Consider the following 25,127-nt stretch of genomic DNA (forward strand, 5'->3'; position numbering starts at 1 on the left):
CACGACGAACGGTTACACCGTCCCCAACCCGGTGGCACAGGGCGACCTGATCCGCCGGACCCTGGAGAAGGCGGGCATCGACGCCGGAACGGTCAGCTACGTGGAAGCCCACGGCACCGGGACCGCGCTGGGGGACCCCATCGAGATCAACGGATTGAAGCGCGCGTTCTCCCACGACACCCAGGACACCCAGTTCTGCGCGATCGGCTCGGTGAAGAGCAACATCGGGCACGCGGAGGCCGCGGCGGGTGTGGCGGGCGTGTGCAAGGTCCTGCTGCAGATGCGGCACGGCGAACTGGCGCCCACGCTGCACGCGGACGAGGTGAACCCGCACATCGACTTCGCTTCGTCGCCGTTCGTCGTCCAGCGCGAGCGTGCCGAGTGGCGACGCCCCGTCGTCGACATCGACGGGGTCGCCCACGAAGTGCCGCGCAGGGCGGGCGTCTCGTCCTTCGGCGCGGGCGGCGCGAACGCCCACGTACTGATCGAGGAGTACCGCCCGGACCGGCCCGAGGCCCCGCGCCTCCCGGCCCGCGGGCCCGCGGTGGTCGTGCTCTCCGCGATGAACGGGGAGCGGCTGCGCGAGCAGGCGGACGGGCTCCTGCGGTGGCTCCGCGACCCGGAACGGGGCGAGGTGTCGCTCGCCGACGTCGCGTACACCCTGCAGGTCGGCCGTGAGGCCATGCCCGAACGGCTGGGGACGGTCGTCGGCTCCCTCGACGAACTCGCCGCGAGGCTGCGCGGCTTCATCGACCGGCCGGAGCACGCGGAGGGCCTGCACCGCAGCCGCGTGCACCGCGCCGGTGGCGCCGCGCCCACCGCCGACGACGGCCTGGGCGAGGTCGTCGCGGCCTGGATCGCCAAGGGCGAGTACGCCAAGGTGCTCGACCTGTGGGTGAACGGCTTCGACATCGACTGGCGGGCGCTGCACGCCGGCGCGGACGTGCGCCCGGTGTCCCTGCCGACCTACCCCTTCGCCCGGGAGCGGTACTGGATCGGCGAGGACGTCGTCGACCGGCCGGTCGACGACGTCCTGGACGACTACCTGAACGGCTCACTCGACCTGGCCGCCGCGGCGGAGATGCTCCGCCCGGCGTTCACCACCGCGCCGCTGCGCACGACGGACAACGGAAGGGCGGCGAAGTGAACGACGTACTGGCCGAGTTGCTGCTGGATCTCAAGGCGAACCGCATCTCCAAGGAGGAGTTCAAGCAGGCCGTGAGCCGCGGGGCGGCGCCGGCGGGCGCGGAGTCAGGGCCGGAGCTCGTGAGGTTCGGCCCCGTCTGGGAGCGGGCGGCCGACGGCACCGCCGCCGCGCGGATCCCCGGGCACGTCGTGCTGCTCGCCGGGCAGCGGCAGGCGGCGGACGCGTTGCGGGCGCGGCACGGCGCCGGAGCGGTCCACCTCCTTCAGAGCCCGGCCTCCGGGCCCGCGGCGCGCTACTCGGACCTCGCCTGCCAGGTGCTCGACACGGTCAAGCGGCTGCTGGCCGACCCGGCGCTGCCCCGGACGCTCGTCCAGCTCGTCTGCCCGGAGACCGGCGAGGACGCGCTGCTCTCCGGCCTGCTCGCGATGCTGCGCACCGCGGCCCTCGAGAACCCGAAGGTCGTGCCGCAGCTGGTGTTCGTCGGCCGGGCCGCGCGCACGGAGCGGGTGGTCGAGCAGGTCCTGGAGGCACGGGACCACGCGGACTCCACGGCGGTGCGGTGGCGCGACGGTGAGCGGGAGGCCCTGGCCTGGCGGGAGTTGCCCGCCCCCGCACACACCGACCTGCCCTGGAAGGAAGGCGGCACCTATGTCATCACCGGTGGCCTGGGCGGCCTGGGGCTGATATTCGCCGAGGACCTGCTGCGTTCGGTCCGCAGCGCGACGCTCTTCCTGACCGGCCGTTCGCCCCTGGACGCCGAGCGGGCACGGGCGTTGGAGGCGCTGAGCCGCCCGCACGCGCAGGTGCGGTACGTGCGGCTGGACGTCGCGGACGCGGCGGCCGTCGAGGCGTTCGTGGCCGAGGTCCGGCAGGAGTGCGGCTCGGTCAACGGCATCATCCACAGCGCCGGGGTCACCAAGGACGGCCTCATCCGCACCAAGAGCGCGGACGCGCTGCGGGAGGTCCTGGCCCCGAAGGTGACCGGGACGGTCAACCTGGACAACGCCTGCCGGGACCTCGCGCTGGACTTCTTCGCCACGTTCTCCTCGGGGGCCGCGGTCACGGGCAACACCGGCCAGGCGGACTACGCGGCCGCCAACGCCTTCATGGACGCCTTCGCGCACCACCGCGACGGTCTGGCCGCCGCGGGACAGCGCTCGGGGCGAAGCCTGTCCGTCAACTGGCCGCTGTGGGCGGAGGGCGGCATGACCGTCGACGAGGAGACGACGCGCGCGCTGCGCGCCGACCTCGGCATGGCGCCGCTGCGCACGGAGACCGGGATCCGTGTCCTGCACGAGTTCCTCCTCTCGACCCACAGCCAGGTGATGGCCGTCGAGGGCGAAGGCCCGCGCATCCGCGAGGCGTTCGCCGCCTCGTCCGCCTCGTCCGGCCCGTCTGCCTCGTCCGGCCAGGTGCACGCCGCGGCGACGCTCCCGGCAGCCGTCCCGGTGGCGGACATGGACGACGACGAGCTGCGCGACAGGGTGGCCGACAAGCTCGTCAGGCTGTTCGGCGGCGTCACCGGCCTGCGGGCCGCGCAGATCGATCCGGCCGCGTCCCTGGAGAGCTACGGGATCGACTCCATCGTCGTCACGCGCCTGAACCGGAAGCTCGCGGAGGTCTTCCCCGGCCTCTCGGCCGCGCTGCTGTACGACTACACGTCACTGGACAGGCTCGGCGACCACTTCGTGGCGGAGCACAGGGAGCAGTGCCTGGCCTGGACCGGCGGCGACGGAACGCCCTCCGTGGGCGCGGCCGCTGCTGCGGAGCCCGCTCCCGTCCCGACCGCCGCCCCCGCTGCGGCCGCCGTCGTGCGGGACACCCCGGACGCCGACGGCGCCGACGACGCCGATGACCCCGACGACGCCATCGCGATCATCGGCGTGAGCGGGCGTTTCCCCCGGGCGCGCAATCTCGACGAGTACTGGGAGAACCTGGCCGCGGGGCGTGACTGTGTCTCGGAGGTCCCGCCGCAGCGCTGGGACCTGGCCGGCTTCTTCCACGCGGACCGCGACGCGGCCGTCGCGCAGGGGCTGAGCTACAGCAAGTGGGGCGGCTTCCTGGAGGGGTTCGCCGACTTCGACCCGCTGTTCTTCGCCATCTCGCCGCACGAGGCGATGAGCATGGACCCCCAGGAGCGCCTGTTCCTGCAGGAGTCCTGGAACGCGATCGAGGACGCGGGCTACACCCGCACGCGCCTGGCGGACCTGCACGGCAGACGGGTCGGTGTCTTCGCCGGTGTGTCCAAGACCGGCTTCGAGCTGTACGGGCCACGGCTGTGGGAGCAGGGCGAGAACCTCCACCCCGTGACGTCGTTCGCGGCCGTGGCGAACCGGGTGTCGTACTTCCTCGACCTCAAGGGCCCGAGCCTGGCCGTCGACACGATGTGCTCGTCGTCGCTGACCGCCGTCCACGAGGCCATGGAGCATCTGCGCCGTGGCGAGTGCGACGCTGCCATCGCGGGCGGGGTCAACCTCTATGCCCACCCGTCGAGTTACGTGCTCATGTCCCGGGTGCGGATGCTCTCCGACGACGGGAAGTGCCGCAGCTTCGGCGCGGGCGGCACCGGGTTCGTCCCCGGTGAGGGCGTGGCCGTCCTGCTGCTCAAGCGGCTGGCCGACGCGCGGCGCGACGGCGACGTCATCCACGCCGTGCTGCGCGGCAGCAGCGCCAACCACGGCGGCCGGACCCACGGCTACACCGTGCCCAACCCGGCCTCCCAGGCCGAAGCGGTGCGCGAGGCGATGGACAGGGCCGGGGTGTCGGCGCACGACATCGGCTACGTCGAGACGCACGGCACCGGGACCTCCCTCGGCGACCCCATCGAGATCGGCGGTCTCTCCCGGGCGTTCGCGCGGGACACCGACGCGCGTCAGTACTGCGCGATCGGCTCGGCGAAGAGCAACATCGGCCACCTCGAAGCGGCGGCCGGCGCCGCCGGTCTCGTCAAGGTGGTGCTGCAGCTGCGGCACGGGCAGATCGCCCCCAGCCTGCACGCGCGAGATCTGAACCCCGAGATCGACTTCGACTCGACGCCCTTCCGCGTCCAGCAGGAGCTCGCCGAGTGGAAGCGCCCCACGGCCGAGGTCGACGGGGCGGTCGTGGAGCGCAACCGCGTCGCCGGGGTCTCGTCGTTCGGCGCCGGAGGCTCCAACGCGCATGTGATCGTGGAGGAGTACCGCGGCGCGGAGACGGCGGGCACCACCCCGGACGGCCAGGACGGCCACGGCCCCCAGGTGATCGTGCTCTCCGCGAAGGACCGTGCCCGGCTGCGCGAGCGGGCAGCGGACCTGGTGGCCTGGCTCGGCCGCCAGGACTCCGGGCGCCCGCGCCCGCGCCTCGCCGATGTCGCGTACACGCTGCAGGTGGGCCGTGAGGCGATGGAGTCGCGGCTCGCGCTGCGCGTGGCCTCCTTCGACGACCTCACGCACAAGCTCACCGCGTTCGCCGACGGCGACGACGACGTCGAGGACCTGTACCTGGGCGACATCAAGCAGCACCGGGAGACCCTGGCCCTGCTCACCGCCGACTCCGACATGGCGGCGACCGTCGGAGCGTGGATCGGCAAGGGCAAGTTCGCCAAGCTGATGGACCTCTGGGCCAAGGGCCTCGCGTTCGACTGGGAGACCCTTCCCCGCGCGGGCGCGGTGCGCCGGGTGCCCCTGCCGTCGTACCCGTTCGCCAAGGAGCGCTACTGGGTCGGCGACGTGGGCACGGCGGCGGTGCGCGTCGACGGTGCGCGGAGCGTGGGCATGGTGCACCCGCTGGCGCAGGTGAACACCTCGACCCTGGACGTGCAGCGCTTCGAATCGGTCTTCTCCGGTGACGAGTTCTTCCTGCGGGACCACGTCGTCCAGGGCGAGCGGGTGCTGCCCGGAGTGGCGTACGTGGAGATGGCGCGGGCGGCGGTCGAGGCGTCGGTGGACGGCGCGGGCGGACTGCGGCTGCGCAACGTGGTGTGGGCGCGGCCCATCAAGGTGGCCGACGAGCCCGTGCGGGTGCGCACGACGCTGGCGGTCGAGGCCGAGGGGGAGGTGGGCTTCACGATCACGACGTCCACCGGACCGGCGGACGTCGAGGTGGTGCACTGCCAGGGTGCGGCGGTGCCGGGTGGGTCCGGCTCGGTGACGGCGGTGGACGTCGACGGCGTGCGGGCCGCCTGTGACGGCACGCGGTGGGACGCGGAGCGCTGTTACGCCCTGTACCGGTCGTTGGGGCTCGACTACGGCCCCGTACACCGTGCGGTGGAGAGCGTCGCGGTCGGCGAAGGCCAGGCACTGGCACGGTTGCGCCTGCCCGCGGAGGCGGCGGATTCCCCGGGTGGGTACGTGGTGCATCCGGGGCTGATGGACTCGGCGCTGCAGGCGACCGTCGGACTGCTCGCCGAGAGCGGCGACGCCGAGGACGGCGCGCTGTTCCTGCCGTTCGCGGTGGACGAGGTGGAGATCCTCGCTCCGTTGCACGACGGCATGTGGGCCTGGGTGCGGTACAGCGCCGACGACACCCCCGGCAGCGGTGTGCGCAAACTCGACATCGACGTCTGCGACGACGACGGCGTGGTGTCCTGCCGGTTCACCGGCTTCTCCACCCGCGCCTACGGCACCGGCGAGGTGCCCGCGCCCGCGCCGCAGGTCGCCGCGGACGCGTCACACGTGAGCCCCGAGCCGCAGCCGCAACCGGTGCCGCAGCCGCAGCCGGTGTCCGTGCCGGTGCCGGTTGGTTCGTGGGACGAGCGCGTGTGCGCGTACCTGGCCGGGGTGCTCGCGACCGAACTGCGCCTGTCCGTCGACCGGATCGACGTCGACGACGCCTTCGAGGTGTACGGCATCGACTCGATCATGACGATGACCCTGACCAACAAGCTGGAGCAGGACTTCGGCTCGCTGCCCAAGACCCTGTGGTTCGAGTACCAGAGCATCCGTGCTCTCGCCGGTTACTTCGCGACGGCGCACGAGGACCGACTGGCCGAGCTGCTCGGCACGGCCGACGTGACCGCTGCCCCTGCCCCGGCCCTCGCCCCAGCCCCGGTCCCGGCCGCCCGGCCTGTCGCGGCGTCGGGGAAGGGCAAGCGTCCCTTGGTGCGGGCGCGCGACGTGGTGCGCCCGCGCGCCGCCGGCCGTACCGATGTGGCCGTCGTGGGCGTGGCCGGGCGGTACCCGGGTGCGTCGAACGTGCGGGAGTTCTGGCGGAACCTCGCGGACGGCAGGAACAGCGTGACCGAGATCCCGGCGGACCGGTGGGATCACGGCCGTTACTACGACGCGGACCAGCATGCGGCGGGCAAGACCTACGCGAAGTGGGGCGGGTTCCTGGACGGCGCTGACCGCTTCGACGCGCTGTTCTTCAACATCTCCCCGCGTGAGGCGGAGTTCATGGACCCGCAGGAGCGGCTGTTCCTCGAATGCGTGCAGGAGACGTTCCAGGACGCCGGGTACACGCGGTCGGAGCTGAGCCGCCACCGCGCCGACGGGCTCGACGGCAACGTCGGTGTCTTCGTCGGTGTGATGTACGAGGAGTACCAGCTGTACGGCGCCCAGGAGCAGGCGCGGGGCCGCAACGTCACGCTGTCCGGCAACCCCTCCTCCATCGCGAACCGGGTGTCGTACTTCTTCGACCTGCACGGCCCGTCGATGGCGGTGGACACGATGTGCTCCGCGTCGCTCACGGCGCTGCACCTGGCCTGCCAGAGCCTCTCCAACGCCGAGTGCGAGGTGGCCGTCGCCGGTGGCGTCAACCTGTCGCTGCATCCGAACAAGTTCCTGATGCTGGGCAGCGGCAAGTGGGCGTCGAGCCGCGGTCTGTGCGAGAGCTTCGGCGCCGGCGGCGACGGCTATGTCCCCGGTGAGGGTGTGGGCGCGGTCCTGCTCAAGCCGCTGGACCGCGCGGAGGCGGACGGCGACACGATCTACGGCGTCATCCGCGGCACGGCGGTGAACCACGGAGGCAAGACCAACGGGTACTCGGTGCCGAACCCGCGGGCCCAGTCCAAGGTGATCGGCCGGGCGTTGAGCGAGGCCGGTGTGGACGCGCGGGACGTGTCGTACGTGGAGGCGCACGGCACCGGCACGTCGCTGGGCGACCCGATCGAGATCGCCGGTCTGACGAAGGCGTTCCGGGAATCCGCCGAGGGCACCCAGTTCTGCGCGATCGGTTCGGTGAAGAGCAACATCGGCCACGCCGAGAGCGCCGCCGGTATCGCGGGTCTCACCAAGGTGCTGCTGCAGATGAAGCACGGCACGCTGGTGCCCTCGCTGCACTCCGAGGTACTGAACCCGCACATCGACTTCCCGGGCAGCCCCTTCCGGGTCCAGCAGTCCCTGGCCGAGTGGACCCGCCCCCGTGCCGCGGACGGCACCGAGTCGCCGCGGATCGCCGGTGTGTCCTCGTTCGGCGCCGGAGGGTCGAACGCCCACGTCATCGTGGAGGAGTACCTCCCCTCCCGCGCCGTCCGCGAGCCCGACGCCGAGCCCGACGCCGAGGTGGCGATCGTGCTGTCCGCGCGGACCGGCCCCGGTCTGCGCGACCAGGCCGAGCAGCTCCTGGACTGGCTCGCCCGGGAGGGGGCCGCGGAGGCCCTGCCCGACATCGCCTACACCCTGCAGACCGGCCGGGACGCGTTCGAGGAACGGCTCGGTTTCGTCGTCGCCGGCACCGGCGAACTCACCAAGGCGCTGCGGGGGTTCCTCGCGGGCGAGGACGTTCCGGGCCTGTACCGCGGGAAGGCCAAGCGCCGCGGCACCGACGACAGCATGCGCGTGTTCGCCGTCGACGAGGACATGGCGCAGGCGCTCGACGCCTGGATCGAGAAGAGGAAGTACGGCAAGCTGCTCGAACTCTGGGTGGCGGGCCTGGCGGTGGACTGGGCCAAGCTCCACCGGCCCCGCACGCGGCGCCGGATCTCCATGCCCACCTACGCCTTCCAGGGCGAGCGCCACTGGCCGACCCTGGACGAGGACCGGGCGCCGCGGTCGGGCGCCGCGCGGTTGCACCCACTGGTGCACACGAACACGTCCAGCCTGGCCGGGCAGCGGTTCAGCTCGGTGTTCACCGGGGACGAGTTCTTCCTGCGCGACCACCAGGTGCGCGATCAGCGGGTGCTCTCCGGGGCGGCGTGCCTGGAGCTGGTGCGGGCGGCCGTGGCGGTGTCCCTGGACGGCGAGCCGCACGGCACGATCCGCCTCACCAATGTCGCCTGGACGCGGCCCGTCATCGTGGGGGAGCAGCCCCTCGAAGTGCACGTGCGCCTGCTTCCCGGCGACGGAGACGGCGGCAGCGACGGCGACGACATCGGCTTCGAGATCTTCAGCCACCCCGGCCAGGACCCCGCCGCGCAGCCGGTGATCCACAGCGAGGGCGTGGCGCTCGTGCCTCCCGCGGCGGCGGGCGGCGACCCCCGGACCACCGTCGACCTGTCGGTCCTGCGGTCGGAGTGCCGGGACGCGGAGCTGGACGCCGATCAGGTCTACGGCGCCTTCGCGGCACACGGCATCGTCTACGGCCCCGGCCACAGGGGAATCCAGCGGCTGTGGGCGGGGGAGGGCCAGGCCCTCGCCCGTCTCGTGCTGCCCGACACCGTCGCGGCGACCCTGGACGGCTACGGCCTCCACCCGTCCCTGCTCGACTCGGCCGTGCAGGCCGCCGTGGGGGTCACCACGGACGACGGCGGGACCCCGCACCTGCCCTTCGCGGTCGACGAGGTGGAGATCACCGGTGACTGCGCGCGGTCCATGTGGGCGTGGGTGCGCCTCAGCTCCGGACGTCAGGAGGATTCCGCGGTCCGCCGTCTCGACATCGACCTGTGCGACGACGACGGGACGGTCGCCGTCCGGCTCAAGGGCCTTTCCCTGCGGGCCTATTCGGCCGGGAAGGACGGGGTGTTCCTCGCCGCGCCGCACTGGGCCGGAGAGGAACTCCGCGGCGGTGCGCCCGAGGACGGGGCCGCGGCGGTGACGGTGGTCGCCGGTCTGCCCGGGGTCGCGGACGCGCTCGCGTCGCGCGGCGGGGCCCGGGTCGTGCGGATGGAGTCCGACGCGGCGGGTGTGGACGGCCAGTTCTCGGACTACGCGTCGCAGCTCTTCGGCGTGGTGCGCCAGGTACTTGCCGAGCGCTCGCGGGACGACGTGTGCGTGCAGGTGGTGGTGCCCGCCGACGGGGAGGCGTCGCTGTGGTCGGGGCTGGCCGGAGTCGTGCGGACCGCCGGGCTCGAGAATCCGCGGGTCAAGGGCCAGGTCGTCCTGGTGGAACCGTGGGAGGACCCGGAGCGGATCGCCCCGTGGGTGGCGGCCGACCGTGCCGTGACGGACGACGCCGTGGTGCGCCACCGCGGTGGCGGCCGTGAGGTGCTGCGGTGGCGCGAGCTGTCCGGCGCCGCCGCGGGCGGTGACGTGGTGGTGCCGTGGAAGGACGCCGGGGTGTACCTGATCACCGGTGGTGCCGGTGGTCTCGGCGTGCTGTTCGCCCGCGACATCGCCGCACGGGCGCGGGGCGCGCGGATCGTGCTCACCGGCCGCGGGGCGCTCGACGAGGGCCGCGACGCGGTCCTGGCCGAGCTGCGGTCGGCGGGCGCCGAGGCGACGTACGAACAGGTCGACGTCACGGACCGGGCCCAAGTGGGCGCGCTGGTACGGCGGATCGTCGACGCGCATGGCTGCCTGGACGGTGTTCTGCACAGTGCGGGTGTGATCCGGGACGGCTTCATCCTGAAGAAGACCGAGGCGGACTTCGGCGCCGTTCTGGCGCCGAAGGTGGCGGGCCTGGTGAACCTGGACGAGGAGACCCGGGACGTCGGACTCGACTTCCTCGTGCTCTTCTCGTCGGTCGCCGGTGTGTCGGGCAACGTGGGGCAGGCCGACTACGCGGCCGCCAACGCGTTCATGGACGCCTACGCCGGGCACCGCAACGCCCTGGTGGCCAGGGGCGAACGGCAGGGCAGGACGCTGTCGGTGAACTGGCCGCTGTGGGCCGATGGCGGCATGGGCGTCGACGCCGCGACCGAGCGGGCGATGCGCGAGAACTTCGGCATGGTCCCGCTGCGGACCCGCACCGGCATCAGCGCCCTGCACCGGGCGCTGGCCACCGACGAGGACCAGGTCATGGTCCTGGAGGGCGACACCGAGCGCTTCGCGGCTCTCGTCGGCGCCCCGGCGGACGGGCCCGCGCCCGCACCTGCCGCGCCCGCACCTGCCGCGCCCGCACCTGCCGCGCCCGCACCTGCCGTGCCCGCCGCCGCCCCGGCCGAGTCCGACCCCGTGGGAGAAGGCGTCGAGCGCGCGGCGGTGGCCTACCTCACGAAGCTGCTGTCGTCGGTGATCAACCTGCCCGCCGCCCGGATCGACCCCGAGGCGTCGCTGGAGGACTACGGCATCGACTCCGTGATGACCATGGACCTCACCCGGGCCCTGGAGGAGGTCTTCGGGTCGCTGTCGAAGACCCTGCTCTTCGAGTACCAGAGCATCGAGGCCCTCGCCGGGCACTTCGTCACCGCCCACCCGGAGAAGGTGCGCGCACTGGTCTCCACCGGGAGCGGCGGTGCACGGGCCGTCGCGGCGGACGACAGGACCGGCCGCGAGATCGCACCCCGGCAGGAGGCGGTCGCACGGCGGAACCGCGGCAGGCGCCCGCGGGCCGTGGCGCCCGCGGCGGGCACGGCTCCTTCGGGGCCGCTCGACGTCGCGATCATCGGCCTCGCGGGCCGCTACCCGCAGGCGGACGACGTCCACGCGTTCTGGCAGAACCTGGCCGCAGGCAAGGACTGCGTCACCGAGATCCCCGCCGAACGGTGGGACCACGACCGCCACTTCGACGCCGACCGGCGGGCCGCGGGGAAGACGTACAGCAAGTGGGGCGGATTCGTCGACGGCGCCTACGACTTCGACCCGCTGTTCTTCAACATCTCCCCCCGCGAGGCGGAGATCATGGACCCGCAGGAGCGGCTCTTTCTCCAGTGCGTGTACGAGACCCTCGAAGACGCCGGGTACGTACGGGAGTCGGTGAAGACCCGCACCGGCAACGTGCTGGACGGCCGGGTCGGGGTCTTCGTCGGCGTGATGTACGAGGAGTACCAGCTCCACGGCGCGCAGAGCCAGGCGCTCGGCGATCCCCTCGCGGTCAGCGGCAGCGCCGCCGCCATCGCGAACCGGGTGTCGTACTTCTGCAACTTCGACGGCCCGAGCATGAGCGTGGACACGATGTGCTCGTCGTCGCTGACGTCGATCCACCTGGCGTGCCGGAGCATCCGGTGGGGTGACTGCGACGTGGCGGTCGCGGGCGGCGTGAACCTGTCGCTGCACCCGAACAAGTACCTGCTGCTGAGCACGGGCAACTTCGTCTCCAGCTCCGGACGCTGCCAGAGCTTCGGCGCGGGCGGCGACGGCTACACCCCGGGCGAGGGCGTGGGCGCGGTCCTCCTGAAGCCGCTGGCGAAGGCCGTCGCCGACGGGGACCGGATCTACGGCGTGATCAAGGGGACGGCCCTCAACCATGGCGGGAAGACCAACGGTTACACCGTGCCGAACCCGCACGCCCAGGCCGGGACCATCGCCGACGCGCTGAAGTCCGCGGGGGTCGGTGCCCGCGACGTCGGCTACGTCGAGGCCCACGGCACGGGCACCGCGCTGGGGGACCCGATCGAGATCACCGGCCTTTCGAAGGCCTTCCGCGAGCACACCCAGGACAACCAGTTCTGCGCCATCGGATCGGTGAAGAGCAACATCGGGCACGCGGAGAGCGCCGCCGGGATCGCCGGTCTCACGAAGGTCCTGCTCCAGCTGCGGCACCGCAAGCTCGCCCCGTCCCTGCACGCGGAGACGCTGAACCCGAACATCGACTTCGCGGGCACTCCCTTCAGCGTCCAGCGCGAACTCGCCGACTGGCCGACGCCCGGCCCGGCGGCCCCGCGGATCGCCGGGATCTCCTCCTTCGGCGCGGGCGGCTCCAACGCCCACGTCATCGTCTCGGAGTACCTCCCTGCACCGGAGGAGCGCGCCCCCGTGGCCGCGGGGCCCGCCGTCGTGCCCCTGTCGGCGCGCACCGGGGACGAACTGCGCGACGTGGTCCGCAATCTCGCCGCGTGGCTGACCCGTCCGGACAGCGCCCACCTCGACCTCGCGGACGTGGCGTACACGCTGCAGGTCGGACGGGAGCCGCTGCCGGAGCGTCTCGGCATCCTGGCCACATCGGCTGCGGACCTCCTCGACAAGCTCCACCACGTCCTCGCGGGCACCGCCGCCGACGACGTCGTGCGCAGCGGGGACAGGGACCAGAACACCGTCTCCGCGCTGTTCGCCCAGGACTCCGACCTCGACACCCTGATCACGACCTGGGCCGAGAAGGGGAAGTACGCCAAGCTGCTCGAACTGTGGGTCAACGACGTTCCCGTCGACTGGCACCGCCTCTACCCCGGCGGTGCGACACCGCGACGTGTCGCCCTTCCCACCTATCCGTTCAGCCGCGAGCGCTACTTCCCGTTCGACGACCGGGGCGTGGACACCCGCGGGCCGCGCGTGCTGCACCCCCTGGTGCACGAGAACACGTCGGACCTGGCGGAGCAGCGGTTCACCTCGGTGTTCACCGGGCACGAGCCGTTCCTGCGCGACCACGTCGTCGACGGCGCGAAACTCCTGCCGGGCGCGGCCCTCCTGGAGATGGCCGTCGCCGCGACCTGCATCACCCTGCGGACCCGGGCCGAGCCGTCGGCGCCGGTGGCACTGAAGAACGTCGTCCTCGCGCAGCCGCTGCAGGTGGACGGCGCGCCGCGGGAAGTGCACGTCGGCCTGCACCCGCAGGCCGACGGCGACATCGGGTTCCGGGTCTACAGCACCGCCGACGACGCGGAACCGGTCGTGCACGGCGAAGGCGCCGTCTACCTGGCGGAGGGCGCCGCGGAAGCGGTGCTCGACCTGCCGTCCCTCCGCGACGCCTGCGACCGCGCGGAACTCACCTCCGAGCAGTGCTACCAGGCGTACGGCGCCGCCGGCATCACCTACGGCCCCGCGCACCGCGGCGTCCGGCACATCTGGGTCGGTCAGGACCAGGCGCTCGCGCAGCTCGTGCTGCCCGCAACGGTCCACGGCACGCGGAGCGACTACACGGCGCACCCGAGTCTCGTCGACGCGGCGCTGCAGGCGTGCATCGGTGTCATCGGCGGCCCGGGGGCAGGGGAAGGCGGTCTCCTCGTCCCCTTCGCCGTCGACGACGTCCTCGTCCTCGACAGCAGCACGGCCGACATGTGGGCGCTGGTCCGCCCGAGCGCGCAGCAGCCGGACGGCGCCGCGCTCCACAAGTACGACGTGGACCTGGCCGACGACCAGGGCCGCGTGCGCGTCCGGATCGGTGGCCTGTCCTTCCGCGCCGTCGACGGGCCGCCGGTGCACGGTGAACCAGCAAGCGGTACGCGGGAGTCCGCCGACGGACGGGCGCTGCTGCACCCCAAGTGGCAGGCGCGGCCCGTGACGGACGCCCTGCCCGATGACGACGATGACGCCGATGGCGACGACGTGCGGCGCACCGTGCTGCTCGTCGAGATGCCGGAGGTGGCGGCGCTGCTGTCCGAGCACGACAACGCCGTCGTGCTGACCTCCGGGGACAAGGAGCTGGACGGGCAGTACACCGCGTACGGGCTGCAGGCGCTCGAACACGTGCGTTCCGTGCTGCGCGGCGCGTCGGCGGGCCGGGCGAGCATCCAACTGGTCATCGGCCAGGGCCCCGCATCGGCTCCGCTGTCCGGACTCGTCGGGCTGCTGCGCACGGCGACGATGGAGAACCCGAACGTCTCGACGCAGGTCATTCTCCTGGAGGAGACGGACACGCCCGAGACCGCGGCCGAGCGCGTGCGGGAGAACCGAGCGCACCTCGACGACACGATCGTGCGGTACACCGACGCGCGGCGTGAGGTGCCCGCCTGGATCGAGGACGGCGATGGCGCCGCCGACGTCCCGCCGGTTCCGTGGAAGGAGAACGGGGTCTACCTCCTGACCGGTGGGGCGGGAGCGCTGGGCCTGGTCTTCGCGCGGGAGATCGCGACGCGGACGCGCAGCGCCACGCTGGTCCTGACCGGGCGCTCCCCGGTGGGCCCCAGGGTGCGCGAAGCCCTGCGGGAGCTTCGGTCCCACGGCGCGGCTGCGCACTACCTGCAGGTCGACGTCGCGAACGAGGCCGAGGTCGACGCCCTGGTGGACACCCTGGTGGAGGAGCACGGCCGGATCGACGGCGTCGTGCACGCCGCCGGGGTGACGCGGGACGGTTTCATCCTGACCAAGCGCGCCAAGGACTTCGCGGAGGTCCTGGCACCGAAGGTGTCCGGGGTGGTGAACCTGGACAGGGCGACGTCCACGCTGCCGCTGGACTTCTTCGTGACGTTCTCGTCCACGACCGGGGCGTTCGGCAACGCGGGGCAGGCCGACTACGCGGCGGCCAACGCGTTCATGGACGCCTACGCCTGGCACCGCGGGAACCTCGTGGCCCGCGGGGAGCGCTCCGGGCGCAGCCTGTCCGTCAACTGGCCGCTGTGGGAGGACGGGGGGATGGGCGTGTCACCGGAAGTGCGGTCGATGCTGCGCTCCCGTCACGGCGTCGTCCCCCTCGACACGGCGACCGGGGTTTCGGCCTTCCACCGCATGATCGCCTCGCCACACAGTCAGGTCATGGTCGCTTCTGGCCCGGGCCGCGCGGGAGCCGGGGACACCGGCTCGTCCGCTTCGTACCAGAGTTCTTCTTCTTCCTCCTCTGCCGCCGGGACGAATCAGTGACGCACAACGACACGAGCACCCTCGAAGCCAAGGCGACGGCGTTCTTCACGGGCGTCCTCTCCGAGGTCATCAAGCTCCCGGCCGACCGCATCGACGCCCGTGCGGCGTTCGACAGCCTGGGCCTCGACTCGGTGATGATGATGAAGATGACGGACGAACTGGAGGCCGTCTTCGGGTCGTTGCCGAAGACGCTGTTCTTCGAGTTCCGCGACATCCGTGCGCTCACCGGCCACTTCCTCGCCGCCCACGGGCCCGAGCTGGCCCGGTACCTGGGCGCGGAGGAGTCCGGCAGCGGGCCCGCGGAGGCCCCTGCTGCCCCCGTCGCCCCGGCGACCACCCGGGGCAGGGACGCCGCGCCGGGGCGGGCCGCCTTCGCGCGCAAGCCGCTCAGGGCGGGCAGGTGGTCGACGCGGTTCGACGAGCAGCCCGCGCTCCCGGCCGCACCCACTGCCGCACCCGCGCCCACTGCCGCACCCGCGCCCGCCCTCGCGCCCGCGCCGCAGAGCCCGACGACGGGGCTCGACATCGCGATCATCGGCCTTGCCGGGCGCTACCCGAAGGCCCGTACGCTCGACGAGTTCTGGGAGAACCTGGCCGCGGGCCGCGACTGCGTGACCGAGATCCCGGCCGACCGCTGGGACCAGAGCGTGTACTACGACGCCGACAAGGACGCGCCCGGCAAGACGTACAGCAAGTGGGGCGGATTCGTCGACGGCGTCGACGAGTTCGACTCCCTGTTCTTCCGCATCTCACCGCCCGAGGCGAAGCTGATGGACCCGCAGGAGCGGTTGTTCCTGCAGTGTGCCTACGAGGCCGTCGAGGACGCGGGATACACCCCCGACCGGCTCAACACCCCGACCGACGAGGCGAATCGGACGCGCGTCGGCGTGTACGTCGGTGTGATGTACGAGGAGTACCAGCTCTACGGAGCGCAGGAGCAGGTACTCGGCAACCCCGTGGCGCTGTCCGGCAATCCCTCGGCCGTCGCCAACCGGGTGTCGTACTTCTTCGACTTCCACGGTCCGAGCATGAGCGTCGACACGATGTGCTCGTCGTCGTTCACCGCCATCCACCTCGCGTGCCAGAGCATCGAGTCCGGCGCGTGCGACGTCGCGATCGCGGGTGGGGTGAACCTCTCGGTCCACCCCAACAAGTATCTGATGCTCGGGCAGGGCAAGTTCGTGTCGAGCAACGGCCGTTGTGAGAGCTTCGGCAAGGGCGGCGACGGTTACGTCCCCGGTGAGGGCGTCGGCGCGGTCCTGCTCAAGCCGCTGGCCCAGGCCGTGCGTGACGGTGACCGCATCCACGGAGTCATCAAGGGGGTCGCGGTCAACCACGGGGGCCGGACGAACGGGTACTCCGTCCCCAGCCCGCAGGCACAGGCCCGGTCCGTCTCCGACGCGTGGCGGCAGGCGGGGGTCGACCCGCGCGCGCTGAGCTACATCGAGGCGCACGGCACGGGGACCTCGCTCGGCGACCCCATCGAGATCGCCGGGCTCACGCGCGCCTTCCGTGAGCACACCCAGGACGACCAGTTCTGCGCGATCGGTTCGGTGAAGAGCAACATCGGGCACGCGGAGAGCGCCGCGGGCATCTCCGGCCTCACCAAGGTGCTGCTGCAGATGAAGCACGGGCAGCTCGCGCCGTCGCTGCACTCCGCGGAGCTGAACCCGCACATCGACTTCCCGAGCAGCCCCTTCTCCGTGCAGCAGACGCTGGCCGAGTGGAAGCGGCCCGTGCGGGTGGTCGACGGAACGGAGCGGGAGCTGCCCCGGGTCGCGGGGATCTCGTCGTTCGGGGCCGGCGGCTCCAACGCGCACCTGGTCGTCGAGGAGTACCGGGCCGAGCCGCCCGCCGTCCGTGCGCCCCGGGGGCCCGTCGCGGTCGTGCTCTCCGCGCGCAGTGCCGACCGGCTGCGGGCGAAGGCCGCCGACCTGGCCGACTGGATCGAGAGGGAGAAGCTCTCGTCCGCCGACCTGCCCTCGCTCGCCCACACCTCGCAGGTCGGCCGGGAGGCCATGCGGGAGCGGCTCGGCATCGTCACGGACTCCATGGCCCAACTGCTCTCCCGGCTGAGGGACTTCGTCGGGGGCTCGGAGGACGGCATCGCGCGCGGCCAGGCGGTCCAGGGCTCCGACGGCCCATCGGGCGCCGCGGTGTCCGGCGACCCGGCCGCGTCGGTGGACCTGTGGGTGCGGGGCGCCGATGTCGACTGGTCCCCGCTCCACGGCGACGAGACGCCGCCGCGCATCGCCCTGCCGACCTACCCGTTCGCCAGGGAGCGGCACTGGATCGACACCTCCGCCACGGCCCGTGCCGTGCGGCAGGACGGCCCCGGGGCCCTCGTGTTCGAGGAGTTCTGGGAGCCCGCGGGCGCTTCGGCCCGCGAGGACGCCGGACCGATGACCCTGGTGTGCCTGTGCTCCGACGCCGCGAACCAGGCGGAGTTGGAGCGTGCCGCCGGTGCGACCGACCCCGGGACGACACTCGTCTTCGTCTCGCGGGCACCGGCAGCGGGTGATGCCGCCCGGCGCCGCTGGGTGGTGGACGCGGGGGAGCAGACCGACTGGATCCGCGTCTTCTCGGAGATCCACGAGCGGTTCGGCCCCGTGGACGGCGTGCTGAACCTGTGGCCGGTCGAGGAGGGGGCGGGGCCGCGGTCCCTCACCGACACGGTCCATCTGCTGCAGGCCGTGGCGACGGCGCAGCCGGGCGTACGGCGTGTCCTGCAGGCGGGCGAGTTCCGCGACGGGACCGAGCGCGCCTACGCCGAGTCGTGGATGGGGTTCGAGCGGTCCCTCGGCCAGGTCCTGCCCGGCGTGAAGTTCGCCGCGGTGATCGAGGACGCCCGTGGCACGCGTGCCCGGACGACCATGACCGACTGGTTCGCGCGCCTGAGCGCCGAACTCGCCGAACTCGCCGAGCCCGCAAGCGCCTTGTACCGCGACGGCACGCGCCACGTGAGCCGGGTCCGCCCGGCCACCGCCGGTGCGGGCAAGGACCTGCTGAAGCAGGGCGGCACCTATCTGATCACCGGTGGCCTGGGGGCGCTCGGGCTGCTGTTCGCCGAGCACCTCGCGCGGACCCGCAAGGCACGGCTGGTGCTGACCGGCCGCTCGCCCCTCGACGCGGACCGGGAGCGGCTGATCGCCCGGATCGGGTCACTGGGCGGCGAGGCCCACTACGAGCAGGCGGACGTCGCCGACCGGCGGGCCATGCGGGAGGTCGTCCGTTCGGCGCGCGAGCGCTTCGGCGGGATCGACGGCGTCATCCACGCCGCCGGTGTCCCCGGCACGGCCAGCGTGCTCGCCGGCGACGCCCGCGCCTTCCAGGGGCTGCTCGCCGCCAAGGTGGACGGCACGCTCGTGCTCGACGAGGTCCTCGCGGACGAGCCCCTGGACTTCGTCTGCTACTTCTCGTCGTCCTCCGCGCAGCTCGGGGACTTCGGCGGCTGCGACTACGCCGTCGGCAACAGGTTCCAGACGCTGTACGCCCACCACCGCGACGCGTGCGTCCGCCAGGGAACGCGCTCGGGCGCGACCGTCGCCATCAACTGGCCGCTGTGGCGCGGCGGCGAGATGGGCTTCGACGACGTGCGGGCCACCGAGCTGTACCTCACCTCCAGCGGCCAGCGCCTGCTGGAGAACGCCGAGGGCACCCTGCTCTTCGAGCGGCTCATCGGCCAGGGCGCGCCGCAGGGGCTCGTCATGGCGGGCGAACCGCAGCGCCTGCACCGCCTGTTGGGGATCGACGCGGCGCCCGCGGGGCCTGCCGTGTCCGCGGGGCCTGCCGTGTCTGCCGTATCCGCCGCGGGGCCCGAGCAGCCGAGTGCCTCGGTCGCCGCCACCGCCGGTGCTCCGGCCGCCGTACCGGACCGCGAGGACCTCGCCGCCCGCGTCCTGGCCGAGCTGGAGACGCTGATCGTCGAGACCGTCCGGGTGCCGCGCGACCAGATCCACGCCGACGAGAACCTCGCTCAGCTCGGGTTCGACTCGATCACCCTGGTCCGGCTCGCGAACGCGATGACCACGCACTTCGGCGTCGAGGTACTCCCCTCGGTGTTCTTCTCCCACCCCACCCCGGAGACGCTGGTGGCGCATCTGGTGTCCGAACACCCGGACCAGCTCGGCAACCGAGGGCGGGAGGAGCCCGGCGGTGCCGGAGTCACGGAACCGGCACCGTCACCGGCGACAGCCGCGACCCCGGCACCGCCGAGCCCGGAACCGGGACCTGAACCCATCGCCGTCATCGCCATGACCGGCCGGTTCCCCGCTGCCCGTTCGGTGGACGAGTTCTGGCGGATCCTCGCTGAGGGGCGCGACGTGCTCTCGGCCGTCCCCGAGGACCGGCGCCCCGACTGGAGCGACCCGCAGGCCCCGGACCCCGCCACGGCACGCTGCGGCTTCGTCCCCGGGATCGGCGAGTTCGACCCGACCTTCTTCGAGATATCGCCGCGCGAGGCGCGCACCATGGACCCGCGCCAGCGTCTGCTGCTGCAGGAGGCGTGGCACGTTCTTGAGGCCGCGGGCTACGGCGAGCGGAAGCTGCGCGACGAGCGGATCGGCATGTTCGTCGGCGCGGAGCAGGGCGACTACCTGCACCTGGGCGGCGGCGAGGGCACGCTCACGGGGCACCACGAGGCGATCCTGGCCTCCCGGCTCGGCTACCTGCTCGACTTCACAGGACCCGTGCTCGCCGTCAACACCGCCTGCTCCTCGGGCCTGGCCGCGGCCCACCAGGCCTGCACCAGTCTGCGCAACGGCGAGTGCGACGCCGCCATCGTCGCCGGGGTCAACCTGGCGGCGTCCTCCCGTGTGTTCGCCGAGACGAGCAAGGCGGGCATGCTCTCCGCGAGCGGCGCCTGCTTCGCGTTCGACCGGCGCGCGGACGGCATGGTGCTCGGCGAGGCCATCCCCGTCGTCATGTTCAAGCGCCTGGCGCAGGCGGAGGCCGACGGTGACGACGTCCTCGCCGTGATCCGCGGCAGCAGCATCAACTACGACGGCAGGACGAACGGCATCACCGCCCCGAACGGCGCTGCGCAGGCGCGCCTCTACCGCGCCGTCTACGAGCGGCACGGGATCGACCCCGAGCACATCGGCCACGTCGTCGCCCACGGCACCGGCACCCGGCTCGGCGACCCCGTCGAGGTCAACGCCCTGAACGAGGTGTTCGCCGAGCACACGGACAGGACCGGGTTCTGCGCGCTCACCTCCACCAAGCCCAACGTCGGTCACACGCTGGCCGCCTCCGGCATCGTCAGCCTGATCGCGCTCGTCCAGTCGCTGCGCCACGGCGCCATCCCGCCGAGCCTGCACTGCGAGCAGGACAGCGACTACATCGCCTGGCAGCGGAGCCCCTTCTACGTCAACAAGACCCTGCGGGCGTGGCCGGAGAACCCGAACGGGACGCGGCTCGGTGCCGTGAGTTCGTTCGGCATGAGCGGCACCAACGTCCATATGGTCGTGGAGAGTCACCGGGGCCGTGCGCGAGTGGCGCGGCCCGCCGACGACGCCCCCGCCCGCCTGCTCGTCCTGTCCGCGAAGACCGAGGGGGCGCTGCGCGACCGCGTCCGTGACCTGCGCGATGCGCTGCGGACAGCGGACCGTGACGCGGTCTCCCTCACCGACGTGAGCCACACGCTCCTGGAGCGCAGGCAGCACTTCGACCACCGGTGCGCGCTCGTCGTCACAGACCTCGACGAGGCCGTCTCCGTGCTGGGCGCCGCGGAGCGCGGCGAGCAGCACACCGGGGTCCGCTTCGGCGACGTACCGAGCGACCGCGGGGACCGGCCGCGGGAGGCGGACGGCGATGCGCTGTTCGCGAGGCTCGCGGCGGCGGGCACCGGCGAACACCGGGACGTGCTCCTGGAGTTGGCGGAGCTCTACTGCCGGGGTGCCGCCCCCGACTGGCGGGTGCTGTTCGCCGCCGACGATCCGCAGCTGGTGGCCGTTCCGGGCTACCCCTTCTCGCGCAAGGTGTACTGGGTGAACCGGGAGAACCCCGCCGTGACGCGGCCGGTGTCCGACGAGGCCGTGCCGCCCAGCCCTGTGGTGACGCGGCCGGAGCACAAGGAGCCTGCGGGTCCTCCCGCCGGACGCGGCCGGATCACGCTGCGGAACCCGGCCGACGCGATGGCCGGTTCGGCGCCGGTGGCCGCCAAGCCGAGGAACGTGCGGCTGACCGACCTGGGGGAGCGGCCCGCCGCTCCGGCGGTCCGGACATCCGTGGCCCCGCCGCCCGCCGTGAAGGCCGTGGGCGAGCTGCGGCGTGAGCTGAGGAGCGGCCTCGCCGACGTCCTGCAGCTGCCGGAGAGCGACATCGACCCGGGCCGCAACTTCATGGACCTGGGCCTGGACTCCATCCTCGGGGTGGAGTGGGTCAAGGCCATCAACAAGCGGTACGGGACCGGCCTCAGCGCCACGAAGCTCTACGACCATCCGTCGGTGCGCGAACTCGCGGACTTCGTCCAGGGCGAACTGGCCGCCTCGGCACCGGAGGTGGCAGCACCGGAGACTGCAGCACCGAAGGTGGCAGCACCGGAGAAGGCCGTGCCCGCCCGGCCCGCGCCCGTGGAGCCTGTCGTGGCCCCGGCCCCGGCCCCAGCTCCACAGGCCCCGGACCGCCCCCGGGTCTCGAAGGCCGCGCTCCTGGACGGTGTGCGCGACAGCCTCGCCGACGTGCTGTTCCTCGCCCCGGAGGACATCGCGGCCGACCGCAACTTCGTCGAGCTCGGCATGGACTCCATCGTCGGCGTGGAGTGGGTGAAGAGCCTCAACAAGAACCACGGGACGTCGCTCACGGCGACACAGCTGTACGACCACCCCACGGTGCGCAAGCTCACCGAGTTCCTGCTGACGCTGGTGCAGACGGCCGCGGTGCCCCCGGCGGCCACGCCGCAAGAGGTCACCGCCCCTGCCGCGGACATCGCCCCTGTCACGGTCACCGCCCCTGTCACGGTCACCGCCCCTGCGGTGGCCGAACCCGAGCAGTCCGCCCCTCGCGACAGCGACAAGGTGGCCGTCGTCGGGATGTCCGGGCGCTACCCCGACGCGGCGGACCTGCACGCCTACTGGGACAACCTCCGCGACGGCCGCGACTGCGTGACCGAGGTCCCGCCGTCGCGCTGGGACGTCTCGCGGTACTACGACCCACGGCCCGGCCAGGAGGGCAAGACGTACTCCAAGTGGATGGGGCACCTGGCGGACGCCGACCACTTCGACCCGCTGTTCTTCAACATCTCGCCGCTGGAGGCCGAAGGGATCGACCCGCAACACCGGCTCTTCCTCCAGGAGGCCTACCGGGCGTTCGAGGACGCGGGGTACGACCCGCAGTCCCTCGCCTCCCGGAAGTGCGGCGTCTACCTGGGCATCAGCGGCAGTGAGTACAGCTTCTTGGTGTTCGGGCAGGACGGAGGGGCGGCGTCCGCGACGAGCAGCAGCAACGCCATCGCCGCCTCGCGCATTGCCTACTTCCTCAACCTCAAGGGCCCGGCCGTCGCCGTCGACACGGCGTGCTCGTCCTCGCTGGTCGCGCTGCACCTCGCCCGGCAGGCGCTGCTGAGCGGTGAGATCGACATGGCGCTCGTCGGCGGTGTCTCGCTCTACCTGCTCCCCGACACGTACGTCGGGATGTGCCAGGCGGGGATGCTCTCGCCGGAGGGCCGGTGCCGGACGTTCGACAACGGCGCCGACGGGTTCGTGCCGGGCGAGGGCGTCGGCGCCCTGGTGCTCAAGCGCCTCAGCGACGCCGAGGCCGACCGCGACCACGTCCACGGCGTCGTCGCGGCCACCGGCATCAACCAGGACGGCAGGACGAACGGGATCACGGCGCCGAGCGCCGCGAGCCAGATGGACCTCGTCCGCACGGTCTACGACCGCCACGGCATCGACCCGGCGACCGTCGACTACGTCGAGATGCACGGCACGGGCACCAAGCTGGGCGACCCGATCGAGCTCTCCGCGCTGGGCACCGTGTACGGCGAGTCGGGGGTCCCGGCGCGCTCCTGCGCCATCGGATCGGTGAAGAGCAACATCGGGCACACGTCCGAGGCCGCCGGGGTCGCGGGCGTGCACAAGGTGCTCCTGAGCATGCGGCACGGCACGCTGGCGCCGTCCCTCAACTTCGAGACGCCCAACGAGCACTTCGACTTCGAGAACTCGCCCTTCCGCGTCGTCACGGCCCCCGAGCCGTGGGAGACGCCGTCCGGTGACCGGCCGCGGCGCGCCGCCGTCAGCTCGTTCGGGTTCAGCGGCACCAACGCCCACGTCGTGATCGAGGAGTACCGCACCGCGGCGAGCGGCTCCCCGGCAGTGTCCGGGCCCGTCGTCGTCGTCCTGTCCGCGAGGACCGGGGAGCAGCTGGACGACCTGGCCGAGAACCTGCTCGCCTTCGTCGAGGACGGGCCGGGGGCCGACCTGACGCGGCTCGCGCACACGCTCCAGGTGGGCCGGGAGGCCATGGAGGAGCGCCTCGCGTTCGTGGCGGGCTCGCCCGCGGAGGTCGTACGCGGACTCAGGGCGCATCTGGACCGGGCGGACGACGGTGCGCTCGTGCGCGGACGCGTGACGCCCGATCAGCTGGCCCGCCAGGAGGACGACGAGCGGCAGCAGGCACGCGTGCGGACGTGGACCGCGGACAAGGACCTCCGGGCGCTCGCGGCGGCGTGGGCCGAAGGCTGCGCCGTCGACTGGCCCGCGCTGTACGCGGCCCCCGCGCCCGTCCGTCTGCCGTTGCCGACGTACCCCTTCGCCGAGGAGCGGTACTGGGTCGAGCCGAAGCCGCGTGCGACGAGCACGTCGGGCGCGGTGCTGCATCCGCTGCTGCACCGCAACACGTCCGTGTTCGGCGGGCAGCGCTACACCTCGACGTTCACGGGCGACGAGGACTTCCTCGCCGGTCACCGCGTGCGGGGCCGGAAGGTCCTGCCGGGCGCGGCGTACCTGGAGCTGGCGCTTGCGGCGATGGCCGACGCCTCCGCAGCGACGCCGGCCACGGGTCTCGCGCTGACCGGCGTGGTCTGGTCGCGGCCCTTCCAGGTGGACGACCGTCCTCGCGAACTGCACATCACCCTGCGCCGGGACGACGCGCGGACCACGCACTTCGAGGTCTCCGCACCCGTGCCGGACGCCGACGGCGGTACGTCGGCCCCGGTCGTCCACAGCGAGGGCGCGATCGTCCCGCTCGCGGAAGGCGCCGTGGACCACGTCGACCTCGCCGGGCTCCGTGGCGAGTGCGGCGTCCGCGAGCTGGACGCCGCGCAGGTCTACGCCGCGTTCGAGGCCGCTGGCATCGAGTACGGCGACTCGTTCCGCTGCGTCGAACGCGTCCTGGTCGGCGAGGGCCAGGCACTGGCACGCCTCGTGCTGCCCGCCGCACAGCGGATCCCGGACGGCTACCTGCTGCACCCGGGGCTCACGGACGCGGCCCTGCAGGCCGCCCTGGGGGTCCTGTGGAACACCGCGGGCACCTCACGCCCCCTGCTGCCGTTCGCCGTGGAACGCGTCGAGGTGCTCGGCCCCTTGGAGCGCTCCATGTGGGTCTGGGTCCGCGAGGATGCGGACGGGCGGTCCGACGGGTCCGCCCGCCGCCTCGACCTCGACCTCTGCGACGACACGGGGCGCGTCCTCGTACGGATGAGGGGCTTCTCGGTCCGGGCCGCGGCCGGCGGCGCGGCGCAGGACGCGGGCATCCTGCTGTTCCCGCGCTGGCAGCGGCACGAGCTGCCGAAACCGGCGCGGAACACGGGCGGTCCGCAGCACGCGCTGGTCTGCGTGGAGCAGGGGGCCCTCGCGGACGCGATGGCCTCGGACCCGACGTGCGAGGTGCTGGTCCTCACCTCGGGGTCGGCCACCGTCGACGGCCGGTACGCCGACTACGCGCTGCAGGTCTTCGACAGGACGAAGGCGATCCTGCGCGACAGGCCGCGGGCCGAGACGCTCGTACAGGTCGTGGTGCCGGACCGGCCGGAGGCGGCGACGCCGTCCGGCCTCGGCGCCCTGGTGTGGAGCGCGCGCCAGGAGAACCCGGGGATCTCGGGCCAGGTGGTCGTCGTGGACGACCACGACGACGTGGCCGCCCTGCGGGCCCGCCTCGCGGCCGAGCGGCTGCGCCCCGAGGACGCGACGGTCCGCTACCGGGGCGGGCGGCGCGAAGTCGTCGTGTGGGACGAGGACCGTGCGGTGGACCGGCCCCGGTCCCCGTGGCGGACCGGGGGCGTCTACCTGATCACCGGC

General features: G+C 72.8%; 3 protein-coding genes (2 of these 3 only partly in view). All 3 read left to right on the forward strand.

Annotated features, from left to right (window positions below; all coding sequences use genetic code 11):
* Tightly spaced (each overlapping or abutting the next), the 3 genes in view from AC07AG_RS21175 to AC07AG_RS21185 form a layout consistent with a single transcriptional unit that may run on beyond the window.
* On the forward strand, positions 1 to 1,147 hold the 3' end of the coding sequence (locus AC07AG_RS21175) for an SDR family NAD(P)-dependent oxidoreductase (RefSeq protein ID WP_478756639.1). It extends 26,759 nt beyond the left edge of the window; only the last 1,147 of its 27,906 coding nucleotides appear in the window; the start codon falls outside the window, past its left edge; it ends in the stop codon at positions 1,145 to 1,147.
* Positions 1,144 to 14,892: an SDR family NAD(P)-dependent oxidoreductase gene (locus tag AC07AG_RS21180; RefSeq protein WP_478756640.1), complete on the forward strand. Its 13,749-nt coding sequence runs from the start codon at positions 1,144 to 1,146 to the stop codon at positions 14,890 to 14,892. The genes AC07AG_RS21175 and AC07AG_RS21180 overlap by 4 nt, the downstream gene beginning before the upstream one ends.
* Positions 14,889 to 25,127, forward strand: partial view of an SDR family NAD(P)-dependent oxidoreductase gene (locus AC07AG_RS21185; protein WP_478756641.1) — the 5' portion only. Its footprint extends 7,416 nt past the window's final position; the window shows 10,239 of its 17,655 coding nt (coding positions 1–10,239); its start codon is at positions 14,889 to 14,891; the stop codon falls past the right edge of the window. Before AC07AG_RS21180 ends, AC07AG_RS21185 begins: the two co-directional genes overlap by 4 nt.

The organism is Streptomyces sp. NPDC044044 (assembly GCF_056434405.1).